This window comes from Coprococcus sp. RTP21428st1_C9_RTP21428_210409, assembly GCF_040227395.1.
Classification (GTDB): domain Bacteria; phylum Bacillota; class Clostridia; order Lachnospirales; family Lachnospiraceae; genus Coprococcus; species Coprococcus aceti.
On record NZ_JBEHVV010000021.1, the window covers coordinates 21,540 to 39,585 of the forward strand.

General features: G+C 43.7%; 19 protein-coding genes. 3 read left to right on the forward strand and 16 right to left on the reverse strand.

Annotated elements, in window-relative coordinates:
- Positions 1–27 precede the first annotated feature (27 nt).
- The 3 genes from rny to recA form a co-directional block, all read right to left on the reverse strand.
- Positions 28–1,581 (reverse strand): ribonuclease Y, encoded by a 1,554-nt coding sequence (gene rny / locus ABUA34_RS06075; RefSeq protein ID WP_022216535.1) that lies wholly within the window; start codon positions 1,579–1,581, stop codon positions 28–30.
- 74 nt (positions 1,582–1,655) lie between these two features.
- Positions 1,656–2,285, reverse strand: coding sequence for a regulatory protein RecX (locus tag ABUA34_RS06080; RefSeq protein ID WP_349823004.1), 630 nt, complete (start codon positions 2,283–2,285; stop codon positions 1,656–1,658).
- Positions 2,269–3,327, reverse strand: coding sequence for a recombinase RecA (gene recA / locus ABUA34_RS06085; protein WP_022216537.1), 1,059 nt, complete (start codon positions 3,325–3,327; stop codon positions 2,269–2,271). Before recA ends, ABUA34_RS06080 begins: the two co-directional genes overlap by 17 nt.
- Positions 3,328–3,617: 290 nt before the next feature.
- Here recA and ABUA34_RS06090 point away from each other — a divergent pair, with 290 nt between their 5' ends.
- Complete coding sequence (locus tag ABUA34_RS06090) at positions 3,618–4,862, forward strand: tRNA(Met) cytidine acetate ligase (protein ID WP_349823005.1); 1,245 nt, start codon at positions 3,618–3,620, stop codon at positions 4,860–4,862.
- 63 nt (positions 4,863–4,925) lie between these two features.
- On the opposite strand, the gene ABUA34_RS06095 is transcribed toward ABUA34_RS06090, so the two are convergent.
- A complete protein-coding gene (locus ABUA34_RS06095) occupies positions 4,926–5,171 on the reverse strand; it encodes a hypothetical protein (RefSeq protein ID WP_133302885.1) in 246 nt (81 codons plus the stop codon).
- Positions 5,172–5,286: 115 nt separating this feature from the next.
- On the opposite strand from ABUA34_RS06095, the gene ABUA34_RS06100 reads away from it, so the two are divergent.
- Positions 5,287–5,829: a hypothetical protein gene (locus ABUA34_RS06100; protein WP_156329360.1), complete on the forward strand. Its 543-nt coding sequence runs from the start codon at positions 5,287–5,289 to the stop codon at positions 5,827–5,829.
- Between the two features lie 25 nt (positions 5,830–5,854).
- Here the strand turns inward: ABUA34_RS06100 and ABUA34_RS06105 are convergent, their stop codons facing one another.
- From ABUA34_RS06105 to ABUA34_RS06135, 7 genes are all read right to left on the reverse strand, one after another.
- Positions 5,855–6,601 (reverse strand): V-type ATP synthase subunit E family protein, encoded by a 747-nt coding sequence (locus ABUA34_RS06105; RefSeq protein WP_022216540.1) that lies wholly within the window; start codon positions 6,599–6,601, stop codon positions 5,855–5,857.
- A gap of 46 nt (positions 6,602–6,647) precedes the next feature.
- Positions 6,648–7,136 (reverse strand): pantetheine-phosphate adenylyltransferase, encoded by a 489-nt coding sequence (gene coaD, locus ABUA34_RS06110; protein ID WP_022216541.1) that lies wholly within the window; start codon positions 7,134–7,136, stop codon positions 6,648–6,650.
- Positions 7,129–7,695, reverse strand: a complete 567-nt coding sequence (gene rsmD / locus ABUA34_RS06115) for a 16S rRNA (guanine(966)-N(2))-methyltransferase RsmD (RefSeq protein ID WP_055144569.1) — start codon at positions 7,693–7,695, stop codon at positions 7,129–7,131. The genes coaD and rsmD overlap by 8 nt, the downstream gene beginning before the upstream one ends.
- Positions 7,696–7,799: 104 nt before the next feature.
- Positions 7,800–9,392: a cellulase family glycosylhydrolase gene (locus ABUA34_RS06120; protein ID WP_349823006.1), complete on the reverse strand. Its 1,593-nt coding sequence runs from the start codon at positions 9,390–9,392 to the stop codon at positions 7,800–7,802.
- A gap of 20 nt (positions 9,393–9,412) precedes the next feature.
- Positions 9,413–11,449 carry an ATP-dependent DNA helicase RecG gene (gene recG, locus ABUA34_RS06125; RefSeq protein ID WP_349823007.1) on the reverse strand — a complete coding sequence of 679 codons (2,037 nt, stop codon included), beginning with the start codon at positions 11,447–11,449 and terminating at the stop codon, positions 9,413–9,415.
- Positions 11,450–11,491: 42 nt separating this feature from the next.
- Positions 11,492–13,183, reverse strand: a complete 1,692-nt coding sequence (locus ABUA34_RS06130) for a DAK2 domain-containing protein (protein WP_055222561.1) — start codon at positions 13,181–13,183, stop codon at positions 11,492–11,494.
- Positions 13,184–13,201: 18 nt separating this feature from the next.
- Positions 13,202–13,561, reverse strand: a complete 360-nt coding sequence (locus tag ABUA34_RS06135) for an Asp23/Gls24 family envelope stress response protein (protein ID WP_015534873.1) — start codon at positions 13,559–13,561, stop codon at positions 13,202–13,204.
- Positions 13,562–13,785: 224 nt separating this feature from the next.
- Here ABUA34_RS06135 and rpmB point away from each other — a divergent pair, with 224 nt between their 5' ends.
- The gene (gene rpmB, locus ABUA34_RS06140) at positions 13,786–13,971 is read left to right on the forward strand and encodes a 50S ribosomal protein L28 (RefSeq protein ID WP_015534872.1); all 186 of its coding nucleotides are present in this window, start codon (positions 13,786–13,788) and stop codon (positions 13,969–13,971) included.
- A 320-nt stretch (positions 13,972–14,291) separates the two neighbouring features.
- On the opposite strand, the gene ABUA34_RS06145 is transcribed toward rpmB, so the two are convergent.
- The 5 genes from ABUA34_RS06145 to ABUA34_RS06165 all read right to left on the reverse strand — a co-directional run.
- Entirely contained in the window at positions 14,292–14,708 is a 417-nt protein-coding gene (locus ABUA34_RS06145; protein WP_015534871.1) for a GerW family sporulation protein, read from the reverse strand.
- Between the two features lies 1 nt (position 14,709).
- Complete coding sequence (locus ABUA34_RS06150; protein ID WP_117549020.1) at positions 14,710–15,606, reverse strand: DUF2953 domain-containing protein; 897 nt, start codon at positions 15,604–15,606, stop codon at positions 14,710–14,712.
- Between the two features lie 32 nt (positions 15,607–15,638).
- Positions 15,639–15,962 carry a hypothetical protein gene (locus ABUA34_RS06155; protein ID WP_015534869.1) on the reverse strand — a complete coding sequence of 108 codons (324 nt, stop codon included), beginning with the start codon at positions 15,960–15,962 and terminating at the stop codon, positions 15,639–15,641.
- 24 nt (positions 15,963–15,986) lie between these two features.
- Positions 15,987–17,414, reverse strand: coding sequence for a hypothetical protein (locus ABUA34_RS06160; RefSeq protein WP_055273441.1), 1,428 nt, complete (start codon positions 17,412–17,414; stop codon positions 15,987–15,989).
- Between the two features lie 47 nt (positions 17,415–17,461).
- Positions 17,462–18,046 (reverse strand): hypothetical protein (locus ABUA34_RS06165; RefSeq protein WP_349823008.1); only part of this gene is annotated, 585 nt, incomplete at its 5' end.

An 18,046-nucleotide genomic window follows, 5' to 3' on the forward strand; every position in this document is an offset into this window, starting at 1 on the left:
GTAGATCATCTCTACAAACCCTAATTTTTATTTTGCGTAATCTGTCACGCGTGACTCTCTTATAATATTTACCTTAATCTGTCCAGGATACTCAAGCTCGTCTTCGATCTGCTTTGCAATATCTCTAGCCAGCAATACCATATCAGAATCGCTTACATGCTCAGGAACTACCATTACACGAATTTCTCTACCTGCCTGAATAGCAAATGTCTTATCTACACCCTTATGAGAATTAGCAATATCCTCTAACTTCTTAAGTCTTGTAGTATAAGTCTCCAAGGTCTCTCTTCTTGCTCCCGGTCTTGCAGCAGAAATTGTATCTGCAGCCTGTACCAGAAGTGCTATCAATGACTCAGGCTCAACATCACCGTGATGTGATTCTACCGCATTGACAACAAGCGCTGACTCTTTGTACTTTCTACAAAGATCTGCACCGATCTGAACATGTGAACCCTCCATCTCATGATCAAGTGATTTACCTATATCATGGAGTAATCCAGCACGCTTTGCAACCTTGATATCGACACCTATCTCTCCGGCCAACAAACCACACAACTGAGCTACCTCAACAGAGTGCTTCAATGCGTTCTGTCCGTAGCTTGTTCTAAATTTCAACTTTCCAAGAAGTCTTACCAGCTCTGGATGGATTCCGTGAATTCCTACCTCAAGAGTAGCAGCTTCACCTTCCTCGCGCATCATGTTTTCAACTTCCTTCTGCGCTTTCTCAACCATCTCTTCGATTCTGGCTGGATGGATTCTACCATCCACGATGAGTTTCTCAAGTGCAATTCTTGCTACCTCACGTCTTACCGGATCAAAGCTTGATAAGATAACTGCCTCAGGAGTATCGTCTATGATAAGATCTACGCCTGTGAGAGTTTCAAGGGTACGAATATTTCTACCCTCTCTACCAATTATCCTACCCTTCATCTCGTCGTTAGGTAACTGAACTAATGAGATCGTTGTCTCTGAGATATGATCAACCGCACATCTCTGTATTGCATTGACAACATACTCCTTCGCCTTCTTGTTCGCTTCTTCTTTAGCTCTGGTTTCTAATTCCTTGACCATAACTGCTGTTTCATGCTTTACTTCATCTTCAACAGTCTTTAATAAGTATTCTTTTGCTTGTTCAGAGGTCAAACCTGAAATTCTTTCAAGTTCCTGTAAACGTTTCGCCTGTAACTCTTCAACCTTAGCCTTCTGCTTGTCCAGCGCGCTTTCCTTGTTAGCTAAACTAGCTTCCTTCTTCTCAACTGCCTCAGTCTTCTTATCAAGATTCTCTTCACGTGCAAGAATTCTCTTCTCCATACGTGAAAGTTCTCCACGTCTGTCCTTTACTTCCTTTTCAAGGTCATTACGTGTCTTAAGGGAATCTTCCTTTGCCTCAAGCAGTATCTCGCGCTTCTTAGCCTCGGCGGTCTTCTGAGCTTCGTCAATAATCTCTCTTGCCTGTGACTCTGCTCTTCCTATCTTGGTCTCTACTATGTTCTTGCGATATGCAATAGCGATAAACCATGTAGCAACAAGCAGTGCAACTACAACAACAGCGATTATTCCCCATACTATTGGTGAATTCACAGGAGCACCTCCTTATTAAGTTTTCATTGTACAAGAATACAACTATTTAAGTTTAATATTTTTAAGATGTTATGTCAAGTAATATCAGAGACAATATTTCGTATACACTCAGAAACCTTACGCCTGTCAAAACCCTTGCTGTACATGTATGCATAGACTTTATCACGCTTTTCAGTCAGTTCTTCCACAGTGTATTTTTTTTGTAAAATATGTGTTATCCTGTCGCTTTCGTCTGATATGTCTGAGTCTTCCACAGCCAGATCGATAACATCCTGGCCTATATGCTTTGCCTGCAATTCAAATCGTATGACACGAATGCCTTTTTTAGCGGAGTTTCTGCGTACATATCCACATGCATACCTGTAATCATCTATATATCCATACGACTTCAGTTTGTCGATGGTCTGATCCACGATCTCTTCGTCGTAATACAGATCCTTAAGCTTCTGCCTGATATCGTATTCACACTTGTCCGAAAACTTTATGGAGTTCACAGCCTTGTTCATGGCACGTTTGAACAGATAGTCCCGTCTGAATTCCTCAAGTTTACTCCATTCTATCTCACCGTCACAGGCAAGATGTAATCTTCGTATATCCGATGCATAGACCGATGAAAAAGGCTCATAGTCCACAAACAGACAAAACCTTTTATCATCGATCTTCCTGATATCAGTGACAGTTGCGATCCTACTCATCTGCTCCATCATCTACAGTGTTCTCGGCAGACTCTCCGGCAACACCAACCGCCTCTCTTACCTTCTGCTCTATCTCATCACAGATAGCTGTATTGTTCTCAAGATATGCCTTCGCATTCTCTCTTCCCTGACCTATCTTATTGCCGTTGTATGCGTACCATGCACCGGACTTATCCACTATGTCGTTCGCAACAGCAAGATCAAGAATATCTCCGACCTTAGATATACCCTTGCCGAACACGATATCGAACTCAGCCTCCTTGAATGGAGGAGCCACCTTGTTCTTAACTATCTTAACTCTTGTTCTGTTACCTACGATCTCACCGCCCTGTCTGAGCGTATCAATTCTTCTTACGTCAAGTCTTACGGAAGCATAGAACTTAAGTGCACGACCACCTGTTGTAACCTCAGGGTTACCGAACACAACTCCAACCTTCTCTCTGAGCTGATTGATAAATATGACAACACAGTTGGTCTTGCTGACAACAGCAGTGAGCTTTCTGAGCGCCTGTGACATAAGTCTGGCATGAAGTCCCATATGCGAATCGCCCATCTCTCCGTCTATCTCTGCCTTTGGTACAAGTGCAGCAACAGAGTCCACGATAACGACATCAACCGCTCCCGATCTGACCATGGTCTCTGTGATCTCAAGAGCCTGCTCTCCGCAGTCAGGCTGTGATATGTAAAGATTGTCTATATCTACACCTATGTTCTTGGCGTATGTCGGATCAAGCGCATGCTCGGCATCTATAAAGCCTGCGATTCCGCCTCTCTTCTGTATCTCAGCAACAATGTGAAGTGCTACCGTCGTCTTACCACTCGACTCAGGTCCGAACACCTCTATGATTCTTCCTCTAGGCACACCGCCAAGTCCAAGTGCTATATCAAGGCTGAGGGATCCTGTAGGGATCACATCTATATTCATATTCGCATTGGAATCGCCAAGCTTCATCACCGAACCCTTACCATACTGCTTCTCTATCTGTGCTATAGCGGCATCCAATGCCTTTCTCTTATCATCAATATTTACATTACCGGAATTATTCGCCATTATATTTTCCTCCTAAACATATGTTCGATTATCTTTTAATATACTATTAGATTATTGCCACTTTGTCAACCATAAATTGGCTGCCTTCACTTAATTAATCAATATCTGTCTGGTATGTGGGGATCATCGGCATCAGAACAATGCCGCATCTTGAATTTTTCACTTAACATCTTTATGTCCGTCATTATAACACACTTTACAGCCATTAATTATTAAGATAGAATAAACTTTACCGACAAAGGCATTATAAATCGTGACAGGTTATAAAACACGCATTTCAAGGAGGAGCCATGAGCACAGTAGGCATAGTTTGCGAATACAATCCATTTCACAAGGGACACGAATATCAGATACAGCAGGCGAAGCTTCTAACTGGTGCCGAACATGTCATATGCTTTATGAGCGGCAATTTTCTTCAGAGAGGCGTTCCTGCCATAGCAGATAAGCACACAAGAACCGAGATTGCTTTGAGATGCGGTGTAGACGCTGTGTTCGAGATTCCATTTGTATACGCATCATCAAGTGCCAGAGACTATGCACATGCCGCAGTCTGCATGATGAACGCTCTTGATGGCATAGACTATATCTCATTCGGCGCAGAATGTGATGACATGGATCTTCTGCAAAAAATTGCCGAACTCACCGTCAATGAACCGCCACAGGTATCGGAATTCATAAAAAAATCCGTATCTTCGGGCATCTCATATGGATCAGCCAGAGCAGCCGCCATCTCCGAGTATCTGCAGAACCAGAACCTTACCGGTTATACCAGCGCCGATCTTGACCGTATCCTGGCAAGCCCGAACAACATTCTGGCCATAGAGTATATTGCTACTCTTATACAGATAGACTCCAGGATCAAACCTGTCCCGATCAGAAGGATCTTATCAGAATACAACAGCACTGCCACCGACAACGACATCTGTTCGGCCTCAGCCATACGTGAGCTACTCCGGTCAGGTGATGTTGAAAGCTTAAGGCGCCACATTCCTGACAGTTGCTACAACATCCTGCAAAATGCGTACAGAAAGTCATTTCCGATGTTCGACGACGACCTGTCTCATCTCCTGTCAGCACGAAGGATACTTGCTCCGTGCACGGATGACATCGTTGACATGGATAGAGATCTCTGCAACCGTCTCTCCAGGCTTGACACAAATCTATCCTTTACTGAGACCGCAACAGCACTTAAATGCAGGAATTATACTCTCACGCACATTCAGAGAGGTCTGCTGCACACCATCACAGACCTGAGATGTGATGACTATTCCCATTTTAAAGAAAACGGCTGGATAGCCTACATCAAGCTTCTTGGACTAAAAAAAGATGCAGGTGCCGTGATAAAAAGCATGAAAAAGGCTTCGCAGGTACCGATCATAACCCGTTCAGCCGAGATATACAAAAGTACAGATTCCACAGGTCTGTCCATGTTCTCATACGACATAAAAGCCGCAGACATATACAGAAACATGGTATACAACAAATACAAAATCAGTATAAAGACCGATTTTGAACAACCTGTCATAGTTATATGACATATTCTTATTTATCATATTTGCTCTATAAAATGAATACAATTGGCATATGAAGAACGTATGTTATATAATTCTAACAGCTTCAATTATAATATTTGCATGTTTAAATTCAGACATCATCAGATCCGGATGCACCCAGGGGTTACAGCTATGGTACTCATCCATTGTACCTATCCTGCTCCCCTTTATGCTGCTGACCGGTGTTATAACCAGCTTTCTCAGATCGATACAAGTATCAAAATGCTGCGCATATGCGATCATCTTTATAATAGGCCTGCTATGCGGTTTTCCCACAGGCACGATCATCATAGCTTTCTTTTACCGAAAGAGGGTCATCTCTGAAAACGTATGTCAGAGCCTACTCCCGATGTGCAACAATATAAGTCCGATGTTTCTTTACAATTACATATACAGGGATCATTTGATGGAATATATATCGTTTGCACGGCTGATCGAGGCTGTATATCTTCCACAGATCATTTATACTGTAATAGCGCTTACTCTGTCATGTATGTCATCCCACCGCTCCAGCACTTCCACGGAGCTGCTTACTGCCGCAACAGTCCAAGTATCATCAGACAACCAGAGCCCCAATTCAGGGAAGCCAGAAAATACGTATTCTGACATAATAAGCAGCTCGGTACACAATATAACTGTGATCGGTGTGTACATGGTCATATTTGCTATTGCAGGAAATCTTATGTGCAGCTACTTTTCAGGCGATGCATGCACCATAATATCCACATATCTGGAGATAGGCGGCGGTGTACCAGTATTATACAGCATGGATATTTCCACAAAAATAAAGACAGCCCTCATTCTCTCACTCACTGCCTTTGGAGGGCTATCCGCCTTGTTCCAAAGCCGTGATATGATAAGAATATCCGGGCTGTCTTTCATCAAATACACAACAGGGAAAATAGTATGTGCCTTCCTGTGTTTCATTTTCTATATGATGTGTCTGTAAATACATCCTGTATCATCTGGCGTGATTACTCGTCGAGGAACTCCTCATCATCCTCATCCTCGTCGTCATATTCATCATCGTAATCCTCGTCATCATAATCCTCATCGTCAGAGTCGTCTGATGAATACTCTGTCTTGCCGTATACATTGTAATCTGTGTTGTCATCATCAGCAAATGCTGAATCGTCAGCACTTGGCTGTACCTGCTCAGGAACACCGTTGATCTGAGCTATACTTGAATCAAGCTCTGCCATATTGTCTGTAACTCTTGCCGCATTGTCCTCAAGAGACTTAATGAGGTTCTCATAGTTCGCTCTCTCTGCCTGAAGTGTTGCATTTATATACTGGCTTATCTCTGTGAGCTTGTCCTTTGAATAGTACATGGAACCTGCTCTGACTTCCTTGGCATCCGCATTCGCCTCAGCGATGATCTGCTCAGCCTGGCTTCTCGCCATGTCTGTTATCTCATTCGCTCTGATGTTGGCAAGCTCAACTATCTGGCTCTGATCAACCAGTCTGTTTGCCTCTGCAACAGACTCTGTGATGATAGAATCAGCTCTGGCTCTTGCATCCGCAAGTATAGCCTCCTTGTTTCTCATGATCTTCTTACATCTCTCTATCTCATTAGGAAGCTTGAGCTTGAGTTCGCCCACCATCTGCTCCAGATCTTCCTTTGGCACAATAATCTTACTGGATGACAATGGCTGATACTTACAATTGTCAATAAATATCTCTATCTCACTGATCATCTCTTCAATACCTTTTCTTGCCATGTTTTTCTCCTCCTAATAATCTATCCAAAAATTCTTCCTTCGCCTGTCAATCTCTGTCTATCGAATATCGATCTCTCAATGTATCCCTGATCTCCTCCGGGATAAAATCATGTACATCCACACCAAAGCTCGCATATTCCTTGACTACGCTTGAGCTCAGGTACGAATACTCAATACTGGTCGCAAGAAAAACCGTGTCAATATCCGGGGCAACCTTCCTGTTGCTCTGGGCAATCTGTAATTCATACTCAAAATCCGACACAGCCCGAAGACCTCTCACTATGACCTTCACGTCGTTCTGTCTTGCAAAATCCACCAGCAGTCCTCCAAAACCCATAACTTTCACGTTTGGGATATCTGAGACTACATTCTTTAACATATTAACACGTTCTTCCAAAGAAAACAATGGAGATTTTGCGGTATTATTGAGCACCCCGACTATCAGCTCATCAAACATTTCCGCAGATCTCTTAATTATATCCAAATGGCCAAGTGTCACCGGATCAAAACTTCCCGGATAAATAGCTCTACTCATCTTCCAGTCTCCTATATATAAATGTATGTTTATTGGTCTTATATTTCTTCGTCTTATAAAGCTCCAGTCCCAGATCATCAAGATAATCAAAATTCGTGTCAAGATCAGACTCCACAATGACCATTGTGTCATCATCCATCAGAGGTGAACCTGCAAGTCTTTCAAGCACAGCCTTTTCCAGAAGCTTTCCATATGGTGGATCCATAAATATTACGTCAAATGCTTGTCCCTGTCTCTCCAGCATCCCCACTGCCTGAACTGCATCCGCTGACAAGACCTGTGCCCTGTCGGCAAGCTTCGTAAACGCAAGGTTTTTATTGATACACTCCACTGCTTTTCTGCTGTTCTCGACAAATACCGCCATGGCTGCCCCACGGCTGAGCGCCTCTATTCCAATAGCTCCGCTTCCGCTGAACACATCAAGGAACCGGCATCCCGGAATATCATTTGAGAGCATATTAAATAAGGTTTCTTTTATCCTGTCCGTTGTCGGTCTGGTGTCCATCGAATCAATCGTCACCAGCTTCAGACTTCTTGCACTGCCGGCAATAACCCTCATATTCTTCTCCTATCTATATGTACTGTATATCATAAACTTTTCCTGCCAGACATTCTTATACCATGCCTTTTGCCAAATTACAAGAAAAGCTTCCAATCTTCACACTATTTTCCCATTATTCTGTCTCTCACGTATTTTCCGGTGTCAGACAGATCTCCATCGGATAAGCTGCCCGTGGCTGTTGAATCGGACTTTATAAGTGCCGATGTCTCATTCTTGTTACACAGACTCCATGATGAATAGCTGAGATTATTCTCGTTTATAAGCTTGAACCACTCGTCAGATGAATCGTAATCAATACCTCCATTGCCCGATGCATCGCACAGGCTGAACTCACTCACAAATACAGGAAGTCCGTTGTCCAGAGCCGTCTTAACCTTATTTCTCAGGTCATCCTTGTGGGTAGCCGCATAAAAATGCACTGCGTACATGATGTTGTCATAACCGGTTATCGGATCCTGTGACGCAATATCGACATCCTGGCTCCAGTTTGGAGTTCCCACGATTATCAGAGCATCTTTGTCGTTTGCCTTGATGACCGGTATTATGGTCTCGGCATATGACTTGACACTGCTCCACTGGGTTCCACCATTCGGCTCGTTGCAGATCTCATATATGACATTTTCCTGTGCCGCATATTTCTTAGATACCTTGTCAAAGAATTCTTTTGCATCATCTATATGATTATTCGGATCACTATCGCTTAGTATGTGCCAGTCAACTATGACATACATGCCAAGCTCAGTCGCTGCACTAACTCCTTTGCCGACAAGAGCAAGTATCTCGTCCTTATCTCCGCCACTGCAGTATCCGTAGCTGTCTCCTGTATCCGTATACATCGCAAGTCTTATAAGATTTGCACCCCAATCATCCCGCAGAGTCTCAAAGGCTTCCTTATTCACATAATCAGGGAACCATGTGATTCCATGGGTGCTGACACCCTTAAGCTGATATTTGTCTCCATTCATGTCCACTATATCCGTTCCTTTTACCGAAAGTTTTCCATGTGTTTCAAATGGGATCTCTCCCGGAACATTTGTATTGTTTTTCTTCTCAGTGGCAGCGGATTCTGTATTTTTCCCGCCTCCGCTTGTTTCATTGCTGTCGGTCTTCTCAGGCGCTGAAGCTACCATCTTAAGACCATCTCCGCTGTACTGTGTGTCATTTACATACAGCACGTATTTCTCAACGGCGAGGTCATCTGAAGAGAAATTATATCCGAGGTTGATACTGCCCTTAGCCGGTATCTCCTGGGTGTAATCCACGGCCTTTATTGACACTGTTTTGCCTGATATCTTGTACTCTCCGCCCCATATCTGATCTACAGCCGGAGTTCCCTTATATGTAATCTCAAGCTTCCAATCCTTTGCAGACGCAGATGTGTTGTTATATATGTTGATGCTCTCTGTAGCACACTTTTTGCCATCTGCCTCCCACGTTGTATCATGTCCTATCTCAGCATAGAAATCGCCTGCAATATCCAAGGATTGGTCATCCTGTTTTTCTGACGGCTCAGTTGTATCGCCCGTATTGTCAGCACTTTTCACTTCTTCTGTGCCTGCAGAAGTCTCCTGCAGCGTTTCTTTCTTAACGGAATCACCTTTCTTTCCCGAAGCGATCACATATCCCATAACCGCTATAATTATCAGCAAAATGCCAATAATTATTCCCATAACTATCGTTTTCTTATTTTTCATGGTATACCCCCTTTTTTTATTTATAATACAGGCATAGTGTACAGCCTGTCATCCCCTTTGTTTATCAGTTTCGCATCTATCTCCTGTCCATAGCGGTCGTATACGTCCTGCGCCGCCCTAAGCATGTCAGCATGATTGTATATATCCCCAACCTTGAACATCAGCTCCCCGCTCTGTCTTATTCCAAAGAAATCGCCCGGGCCCCTCATCTTGAGATCCTCACCGGCTATATAGAAGCCGTCATTTGACTTCTCCAGAACATTCAGTCTCTCCATAGTATCCTTGTCCTTTTTTCCGCTCATGAAAATGCAGTACGACTGGAGATTTCCTCTTCCTACACGTCCCCTGAGCTGATGGAGCTGCGCAAGGCCAAAACGCTCTGCATTCTCCACCATCATAACTGTGGCATTTGGATTGTTTATTCCAACCTCTATGACCGTAGTTGAGACAAGAATGCTTATCTTACCATCTGCAAAATCCTGGAGTATCCTGTTCTTTTCCTCCGCCTTCATCTTACCGTGCAAACATACCACCGAAGTGTCACCGCCATATCCATCCCTGATGGACTTCTTCAGCTCCTCCGTATACTCGGTCACATTTGCAACATCGTCCAGAACTTCGCTGGCCTCCACCATCGGGCAGACTATATATATCTGATGCCCCTGTGAGACCTCCTTCATGATAAAGCCGAGAGCCGTCTTCCTGTAGCTCTCATCCACAACGCAGTTCTTGATCGGGATTCTTCCCGCCGGGAGCTCATCTATAACTGAAATGTCAAGATCGCCATACATGATGATCGCAAGGGTTCTCGGAATAGGTGTGGCACTCATAACAAGCGTGTGCGGAGCTTCTCCCTTTGACGCAAGTCTCTCGCGCTGCTTTACACCGAATCTGTGCTGCTCATCAGTTACAACGAGCGCCAGTCTTCCATACTCCACCTTGTCCTGTATGAGGGCATGTGTTCCGACCACAACCTGCACATCCATATTCTTGATACGGCTGTACATCTCTCTTTTCTCTTTCACTGTCATGGAACCCGTCAGAAGTCCCACAGATATTCCGTATGGCTCAAACAGTGAACTGAGCTCCTTGTAATGCTGAACCGCCAGAACCTCAGTCGGTGCCATGATCACTCCCTGATAGCCACTTGCAGCCACTGCGTATAATCCGGCTGCTGCAACTATGGTTTTTCCTGATCCGACATCCCCCTGAACCAGCCTGTTCATGACATGTTCAGAGCGCATATCGTCAAGCATATCACGCACCGCATTCATCTGCGCCCCGGTAAGCCTGAACCTCAAGTTCTCAATAAACGTCCTGACCTCCTCATCACAGTTTATTATACATGTATTTTCTGCATACACATTGTCGTCTTTTATCCTGTGAAGGTTTGATATAAAGCTGTAAAATTCATCAAATGCCATCCTCTTCACAGCCCCTTTGAGCTTCTGCTCATCCTGAGGAAAATGAATCGAGTGGATAGCCTTTTGTATACCCATAATATGGTACTCATCAAGCACATTGTCATGCAGGTAATCCTCAAGCCTGTCTATGACTTCCTCTGCGCCTCTCACAGCCTTCTGTATGGTCTTCGAGGTTATACCGGGCGTTACCGTGTACACCGGCTGCCAAACATGCGTAAGTTCGCCGTATTTATCATCAGTGTAGTATTCCGGCTGCGTCATGGTCATCATACCGCCCTTATAAGCCACATTTCCTACAAACACAAACTCCTGACCTATATGAAAGAAATTACGCAAAAAAGGACAATTAAACCAGGTAAGTTTAATTGTCCCAGAGAAATCCTTTGCGTACAATATTACTATGGTCAGTCCATGTACTTTTCTGATCTCCGCACGGCTGTTCACAACAGCCCTCACGGACTGCCTGCTTCCCGCCTGCAGATCTGATATATCCACCGGATCCTCATAGGTGACATATGTCCTGGGGTAATTGAGAAGCAGATCGTTCACCGTCTCTATCCCAAGCCGGGCAAATGCCGACGCAGTCTTGTCACCTATGCCTTTTATTGTCTTTATGGAGTCATTCAATTCCATACATACACCTCTTCACAACGGATCTCACAGATACACAGAAAGTTATTCCACAGATACTATATAATAGTATATCGGCTGTCCGCCATAGTAGCACTGCACATCAACGTCCGGATATGCCTCCTCCACTCTGCCAGCAAGCTTCTGCGCATCCTCCTCAGACACATCAGCACCATTATATATGCTTATAACCTCTGAATCCTCATCGACCGCATCTGCGATCAGTTCAAATGTTACATTCTCTATATCATTTCCAACACTGACAAGCCCCTTATCGCCGATACCCATGATATCGCCCTCCTTGATGGCCTTTCCATCGATCGAGGTATCTCTTACGGAATAAGTTACCTGTCCGCTTTTGACATTCTTGACAGCCGACTTCATGGCAGATCTGTTCTCGTCCACATCGACTGTACTGTCGAATGCGATCATGGCGCTTATGCCCTGAGGAGCATTCGCGGTTGGAATCACAATTATATTCTTATCTTCACACAGAGTTGCCGCCTGATTAGCCGCAAGAACAACATTCTTATTGTTCGGGAGTATAAATATATTCTCGGCATTCACATCATCGATCGCATTGAGCATATCCTCAGTGCTTGGATTCATGGTCTGTCCGCCTTCTATAACACGGTCTGCTCCAAGCTCTTCAAAAAGAGTCTTGAGACCATCACCCATGGATACCGTAATAAATCCATACTTCTTACGAGGCTCCTTATGCTCCTGCTTTCTGTGCTGTCTCTCTTCCTCCTGCTTCTCGGCCTCATCGCGCTCTGCCTGACCAATAACACGCTCATGATGCTCTATCCTCATGTTGTCTATCTTCATATTAGTAAGGTATCCAAGTGTAAGACCCTTTTCAAATGCCTGACCAGGATGATTGGTATGCACATGTATCTTAACTATATCATCAAGAGATACACATACTATCGAATCACCTATAGACTCGAGGAAGCTCTTCAGATCATCCTCCTCAGCCTCGCCATATGGCTTCTCAAGATTGATAATAAACTCTGTACAATATCCAAACTTTATATCCGCTGTGGATAAGGAATCGTTGCCTGCGCCTGTGGATGTTCTTGCCACATTCACTGTTCCTGTGTTCTTGCTGAGTTCAACTGTAACTCTGCCCATGAGACAGTCGACAGCCCCCTTGAGCACCACCATGAGTCCCTGTCCACCTGAATCGACCACGCCGGCTTCCTTCAGAACCGGAAGCATCTCAGGAGTGGAATCAAGAACGGCATCTCCATATTCAATAACCTCGTCGCAGAACTGTGCAAGGGACATATCTGCATCAGCACACTCCCTTGCCTTGGACGCCACGCCCTTGGCAACTGTGAGAATCGTTCCCTCCTTAGGCTTCATGACAGCCTTATATGCAGTCTCCACAGCCTTCTGAAAAGCGTCTGCTATAACGTGAACATCTATGGTCCTTGCGTCCTGCACTTTCTTGCTGAAGCCTCTCAAAAGCTGTGACAAAATTACACCTGAGTTACCTCTGGCGCCTCTGAGCGAACCTGTGGACATGGCCTTTGCTATGGACTTCATATCATCAGGTGCCGCCTCAACCTCCTTCACTGCAGACAGGATTGTCAGCGTCATATTAGTTCCTGTATCTCCGTCAGGCACAGGGAACACATTAAGTTCATTGATATATTCCTTGTTCTTATCAAGATTATTGGCACCGGCAATAAATGCTTTCTTCAGTGCAAGCGCATCAATCGTATTACTCACTTTACTCTATCCTCCAAACTAATCAAGTACTTTAACATCTTCAACATAGACATTGATATGGCTGACCTTAAACGACGTAAAATCCTCTACCTTGTACTTTACCGACTGCATAAGATTGTCTGTGACAGCCTTTATACTAACGCCATAAGCAACAACTATGTGCAGCTCAATGACTATATCACCATTCTCATCAAAACGTACATTTACACCCTTAGAAACATTGTCTCTGCGGAGCTGCTTTACAATTCCGTCCTTGACACTGACTATTCCCATTCCTACTATTCCAAAACAGTCAAGGGCTGTAAGTCCTGCAACCTGTGCAACAACACTCTCATCTATACTTACTTTACCGTTATCGCTATTAATATATTCCTTCATACACGACTCCTTTCTAACAAAGTCACCAGTGTTCATCATATCTACCGACTTATAAACACAATTACTCATCAATTATAGCATAAATCTAATTTTATTCTATAGTATTTCTTCATTTCCAATAAAAAATAAATATTTTGCTTGCATATGGAAAAATAATCTGCTATTATATGTCTTGTTGTGAACTTAGGAAGAAAGTTAGTTTATTCATTGAAGGAGGTGCTATTATGGCAAAATGTTCAATTTGTGATAAAGGTGCTCATTTCGGTATCAAAGTGAGCCACTCTCATAGAAGAGCAAACAAGATGTGGAAGTCAAATGTTAAGTCTGTTAAGGCTGTAGTTGATGGTACACCAAAGAAGATCTATGTTTGTACATCTTGCTTAAGATCTGGTAAGGTCGAGCGTGCATAATATTTGCATAATATCACCGATTCAGTTCTGGTATAAATAAGAGTGATGATCCTCAAGGATCATCACTCTTATTTTTTTATCTGCAGGAGAATATATAAGATAACAGCAATAATATAACGATTATGAGAAATTCCACAAATCCACTTATGAAATATCCTATAACCACTCCCACCGCTGTGAAAAAAAACGCAAATCCTGTGAATTTTTTCCAGATAAAAAATCACCACCATAATGATTTATTATCATTATATGTGGTGACTTTTTAATAATGCATTTCCCAACGCACTGAATCTTACTTATATTATATATTCTGATATTTATTATTCTGTGACAGATTCCTCTGACTGTGCGACATCATTTATCGCCTTGTCAACATTCTTCTCTTCCTCTGTCTTGTCCTTCTTGAACAGACCCACGATCTTATCTACGACCTCTGGGGCCATGTCTATGATCTTTGTTACGGCATCCTGGTTCTTGAGATTTACAAGTCTCGTATTTCCTCCTGAGACGACAAGAACAGCAGACGGGCTCATCTTTGCTCCGATTCCTCCGGCAGCTTTGTTGCCGTCCTGCTTATTGAACGCTCCGGCAGCCATACCAAAATTGACATCTACAAGAGGAATAATGATCGTGTCACCGACATACACAGGCTCTCCCACCACCGATTTCGATGATATAAAGCCATCCATTCCCTTAAACATAGAACCAAGTGTTCCCTCAATATTCATATTTGCCATATCAATTTCCTCCTGATATCTTTTTTAATCGAGCAATAGTTATCTTGACATTCTTGTTCCAGATCACCTTCAGCACGCTCCAGCCGATTGTTCCAAGTCTTATCCTGCCCTTCATGAACAGGTCTCCTTCCAGCCGGGCTTCAGAGAAATCCGGTGTTATATCTATATTATCATAGTATAGCGGGAAAAGCAGGCTCATATACCCCAGGCGCTCACCTGTTGTTGCCGGGTCATCCGCACCATATATGATCTGCCCCTTAAGCTTTGTGGGCTTAAGATGCTTTAACACCTTTATCAGTTCAACCTTGAAAACTCTCATGGCTTCCTTTGTTCTGACATTGTGTACAAGCTTAGTATAGCCATCTTTTTTCTTTTTCAGACTGGCAAACTTCTCTGACAGATCTTTGAACTTCGATACAACCGTCTTTGCCATACTGTCTATCCTTCTGCCCAGCCTGATGAGCGGCCCCGGTACGGGCTCCTCAAATTCGCTGTCCTCAAGAAGAAACTGCCTGTCCTCCGGCTCCACCGATGGATAGTCTTCATATCCCGGACTGTCAGAAGCTTCTTCCTCTGTCTCAGCCCGACTGTATTCCCCGGGTTCAGAATATACCTCTTCTTCCGGCTCCGGTATGGCACTTTTTTCGCTGCCCATGATGGTTCCGCCAAACAGCCTCAGCCTGTACCGAAGGCCGTCCGAATCATACAAAACCTTAAAACACAGGACAAAACCAAGCCATCTGGCAGAGAACTTCGCAAATATGTCATCATCCTTCTTCACATACGCCCTGTATCTCACCGGCGCAAACAATACGAGAAGTGCAAGAAGCACTACCAGTCCCACCAGCGACAGGATAACTATGAGCAGTATCTTCAATATCAACCAAACAATATGCATGCTCCATCCCCTTAGACCCAGAGACTATCTGGTCACGATGCAAAAAATCTCTCCACATCAACATCCCCGGTCTTCTTATATATATCATCTATTATATCCCTGACAAGCAGTACAGCCTGGAATCTGCTTGGAGCTGCACCGACAATATGTATAGCATCGCCCATGTCAGTGTAGATCTTCTGCCTGAGTTCATTCAACTCATATATCTCCAGAATCCCATCTCCAAACAACGGAAGTGTGATAACGAACACTCCAGGCACATATTTTACTCTATGGAAGCGCCTTATTCCTCTGACCATCCTTATGATCTGCCGGTCCCGGGCTCCACCAACATAAAACTTATCATCAATGACCATATTCAATCACCTGTAATAAACAGTTTATTCTTCCATCATCTGCTTTATAACAATATAGTCCGCAAGAAGTTCACTCTTTTCCCTGCATCTCGAAAGAGATCCGTTTACATATTCCCTGATCTCATCAGTGGTGTTGAAGAAAACAGGTATGTTGGAGAGTATCTTTGCCATGATGGCTCTGTTGACTGTCATTGAGTTAGCCGCAAACAGATCTGCAAACTCATTTGTCAGCTTCTCCTTACATGCAGCTATATAATCAGTATCCACATTGAGTACGCCCATCACAGCTATATTGTCTATATCCACAAACATACTTCCCGAGAGAAGCTTATCCATGATCTCCAGATCTCTGTATGTATCCTGAAGCTCATTTGCGGCAATATCATCGGTGTAACCGGTTGAGATGTCGTACACAGCGGACTCAAGCATTACCTTATGCTCTCCTGCCAGCTCCTGTTCTCCGACGATATCGTCAAGGAGTGCATATACATCCTCAAGATGCTCTCCGTCGTCAGCGACAGCCTTCTCTATGACGGTCATCGCTTTCTTACAGCTCTCAGATACGCCTTCCTTTGAATCCAGCGCAAGCATCATAACATAGAGATCATTTACAAGCTCTATGATGAGCATATATTCAGTCACAACCGAATTCAGGAATGCTGCACTTCTGTCCAGCACATCAGTGAGCTTTCTGTAACCATCGTAATCAAGAGCAGTGTAATCACCGGCCTTTAAGACCTCAAGCGCCTCATGTAGTTCAGGGTACTCTGTCTCAAATCCCTCTGGAAGTCTTATGAGAGCAGTATTCTCGATCATCTCAATAAACTGGTCAAGAGACTCCTTCTCCACTCCATTATATATATCAAGAGTTTCTCCCAGAATGTCATAGAATCTGTTCTTTGTCATACGTATCGGGAGCTGTCCTATGATGGACTGCAGTTTGGAGTTGATGGCAACCTTGTCCTGATCTGCGAACACAAATCTGTATATCTCTTCTGCAAAGTCACTGACGCCCGCCTCATCGAGCTCCTTAAGCTCCTTCTGTATCTCCTCGTCAACATTCTCCGGATAACTGTATTCTTTCCTGTTTAAAATATACTCATACATCTCAAATGCATCCGTGTATGATGTGAGCACCTTCATCTTGGCTGTTATGGTGTTCCTGACATCCGAGATAAGCTTCATGTCAGCATCCTCGCACACCGTCTTATCTCCCACAACAAAGTCGCCTATCATCTTGTCGATCACAGCTTGGCACTGAGCGATATATGGATCATCAGGGACATCCCCATCCATATGCATGTCCTTGAGTGTCAGGTAATTCAAGGTGAATTTGTGGCATGCATATTCATAATTTGCTTTCGATGCCACCCCTGCAAACAGTGCAAGATTCCTGTCCAGATCCTTCTTTCTCTGTATATCGGTTATAAGCTTCTTCTCTTCATTATACATAATAAACTTCCTCTTTTATCTTCTTTATAAATCTTTGATCATATATCCTAGTTGTGTGTATGGGTAAACAGATGATCCTGACAATACTCCTTGTTACCTGTACACTTTGAGCAGTACCTGAACTGCAGATCAGGATAATCTTTGTCCGTTCTTCCACACACAACGCATCTGTGTCCGATATTCTCCTGTTTTGCTGTCCGCACCTGCCTGTTATAATTCCGCCGCCTCTTCATCTGCTTTGGCGAAAACTTTCTGAAGTTCTTCGTGCTCAGATAGAATATCACAAAGCTCACAAGTGACATGGCTATGTTCACTCTTCCCATAAATGTCTCATTGATGAAGTAATACGCTATAATGACGATATACAGTATCGAGAGATACTTCATCTTGATTGGTATGATCATGGCGTATAACACGCTCATGTCAGGATAGCATACCGCTATGGCAAGGAATATGGACATCAATATATAATATGTCGATGCATATGCGAAATAACCAGTCGAGCTCGCGTAATCATACCTTATGATATAGGTACAGAATATGTGTGCAAGCATTATACCGATCATGGTAAACAGCATGGAGCTGAACATGTACAGATTATAAAGGAATGTTCCGATAGTACGTTCCAGCAG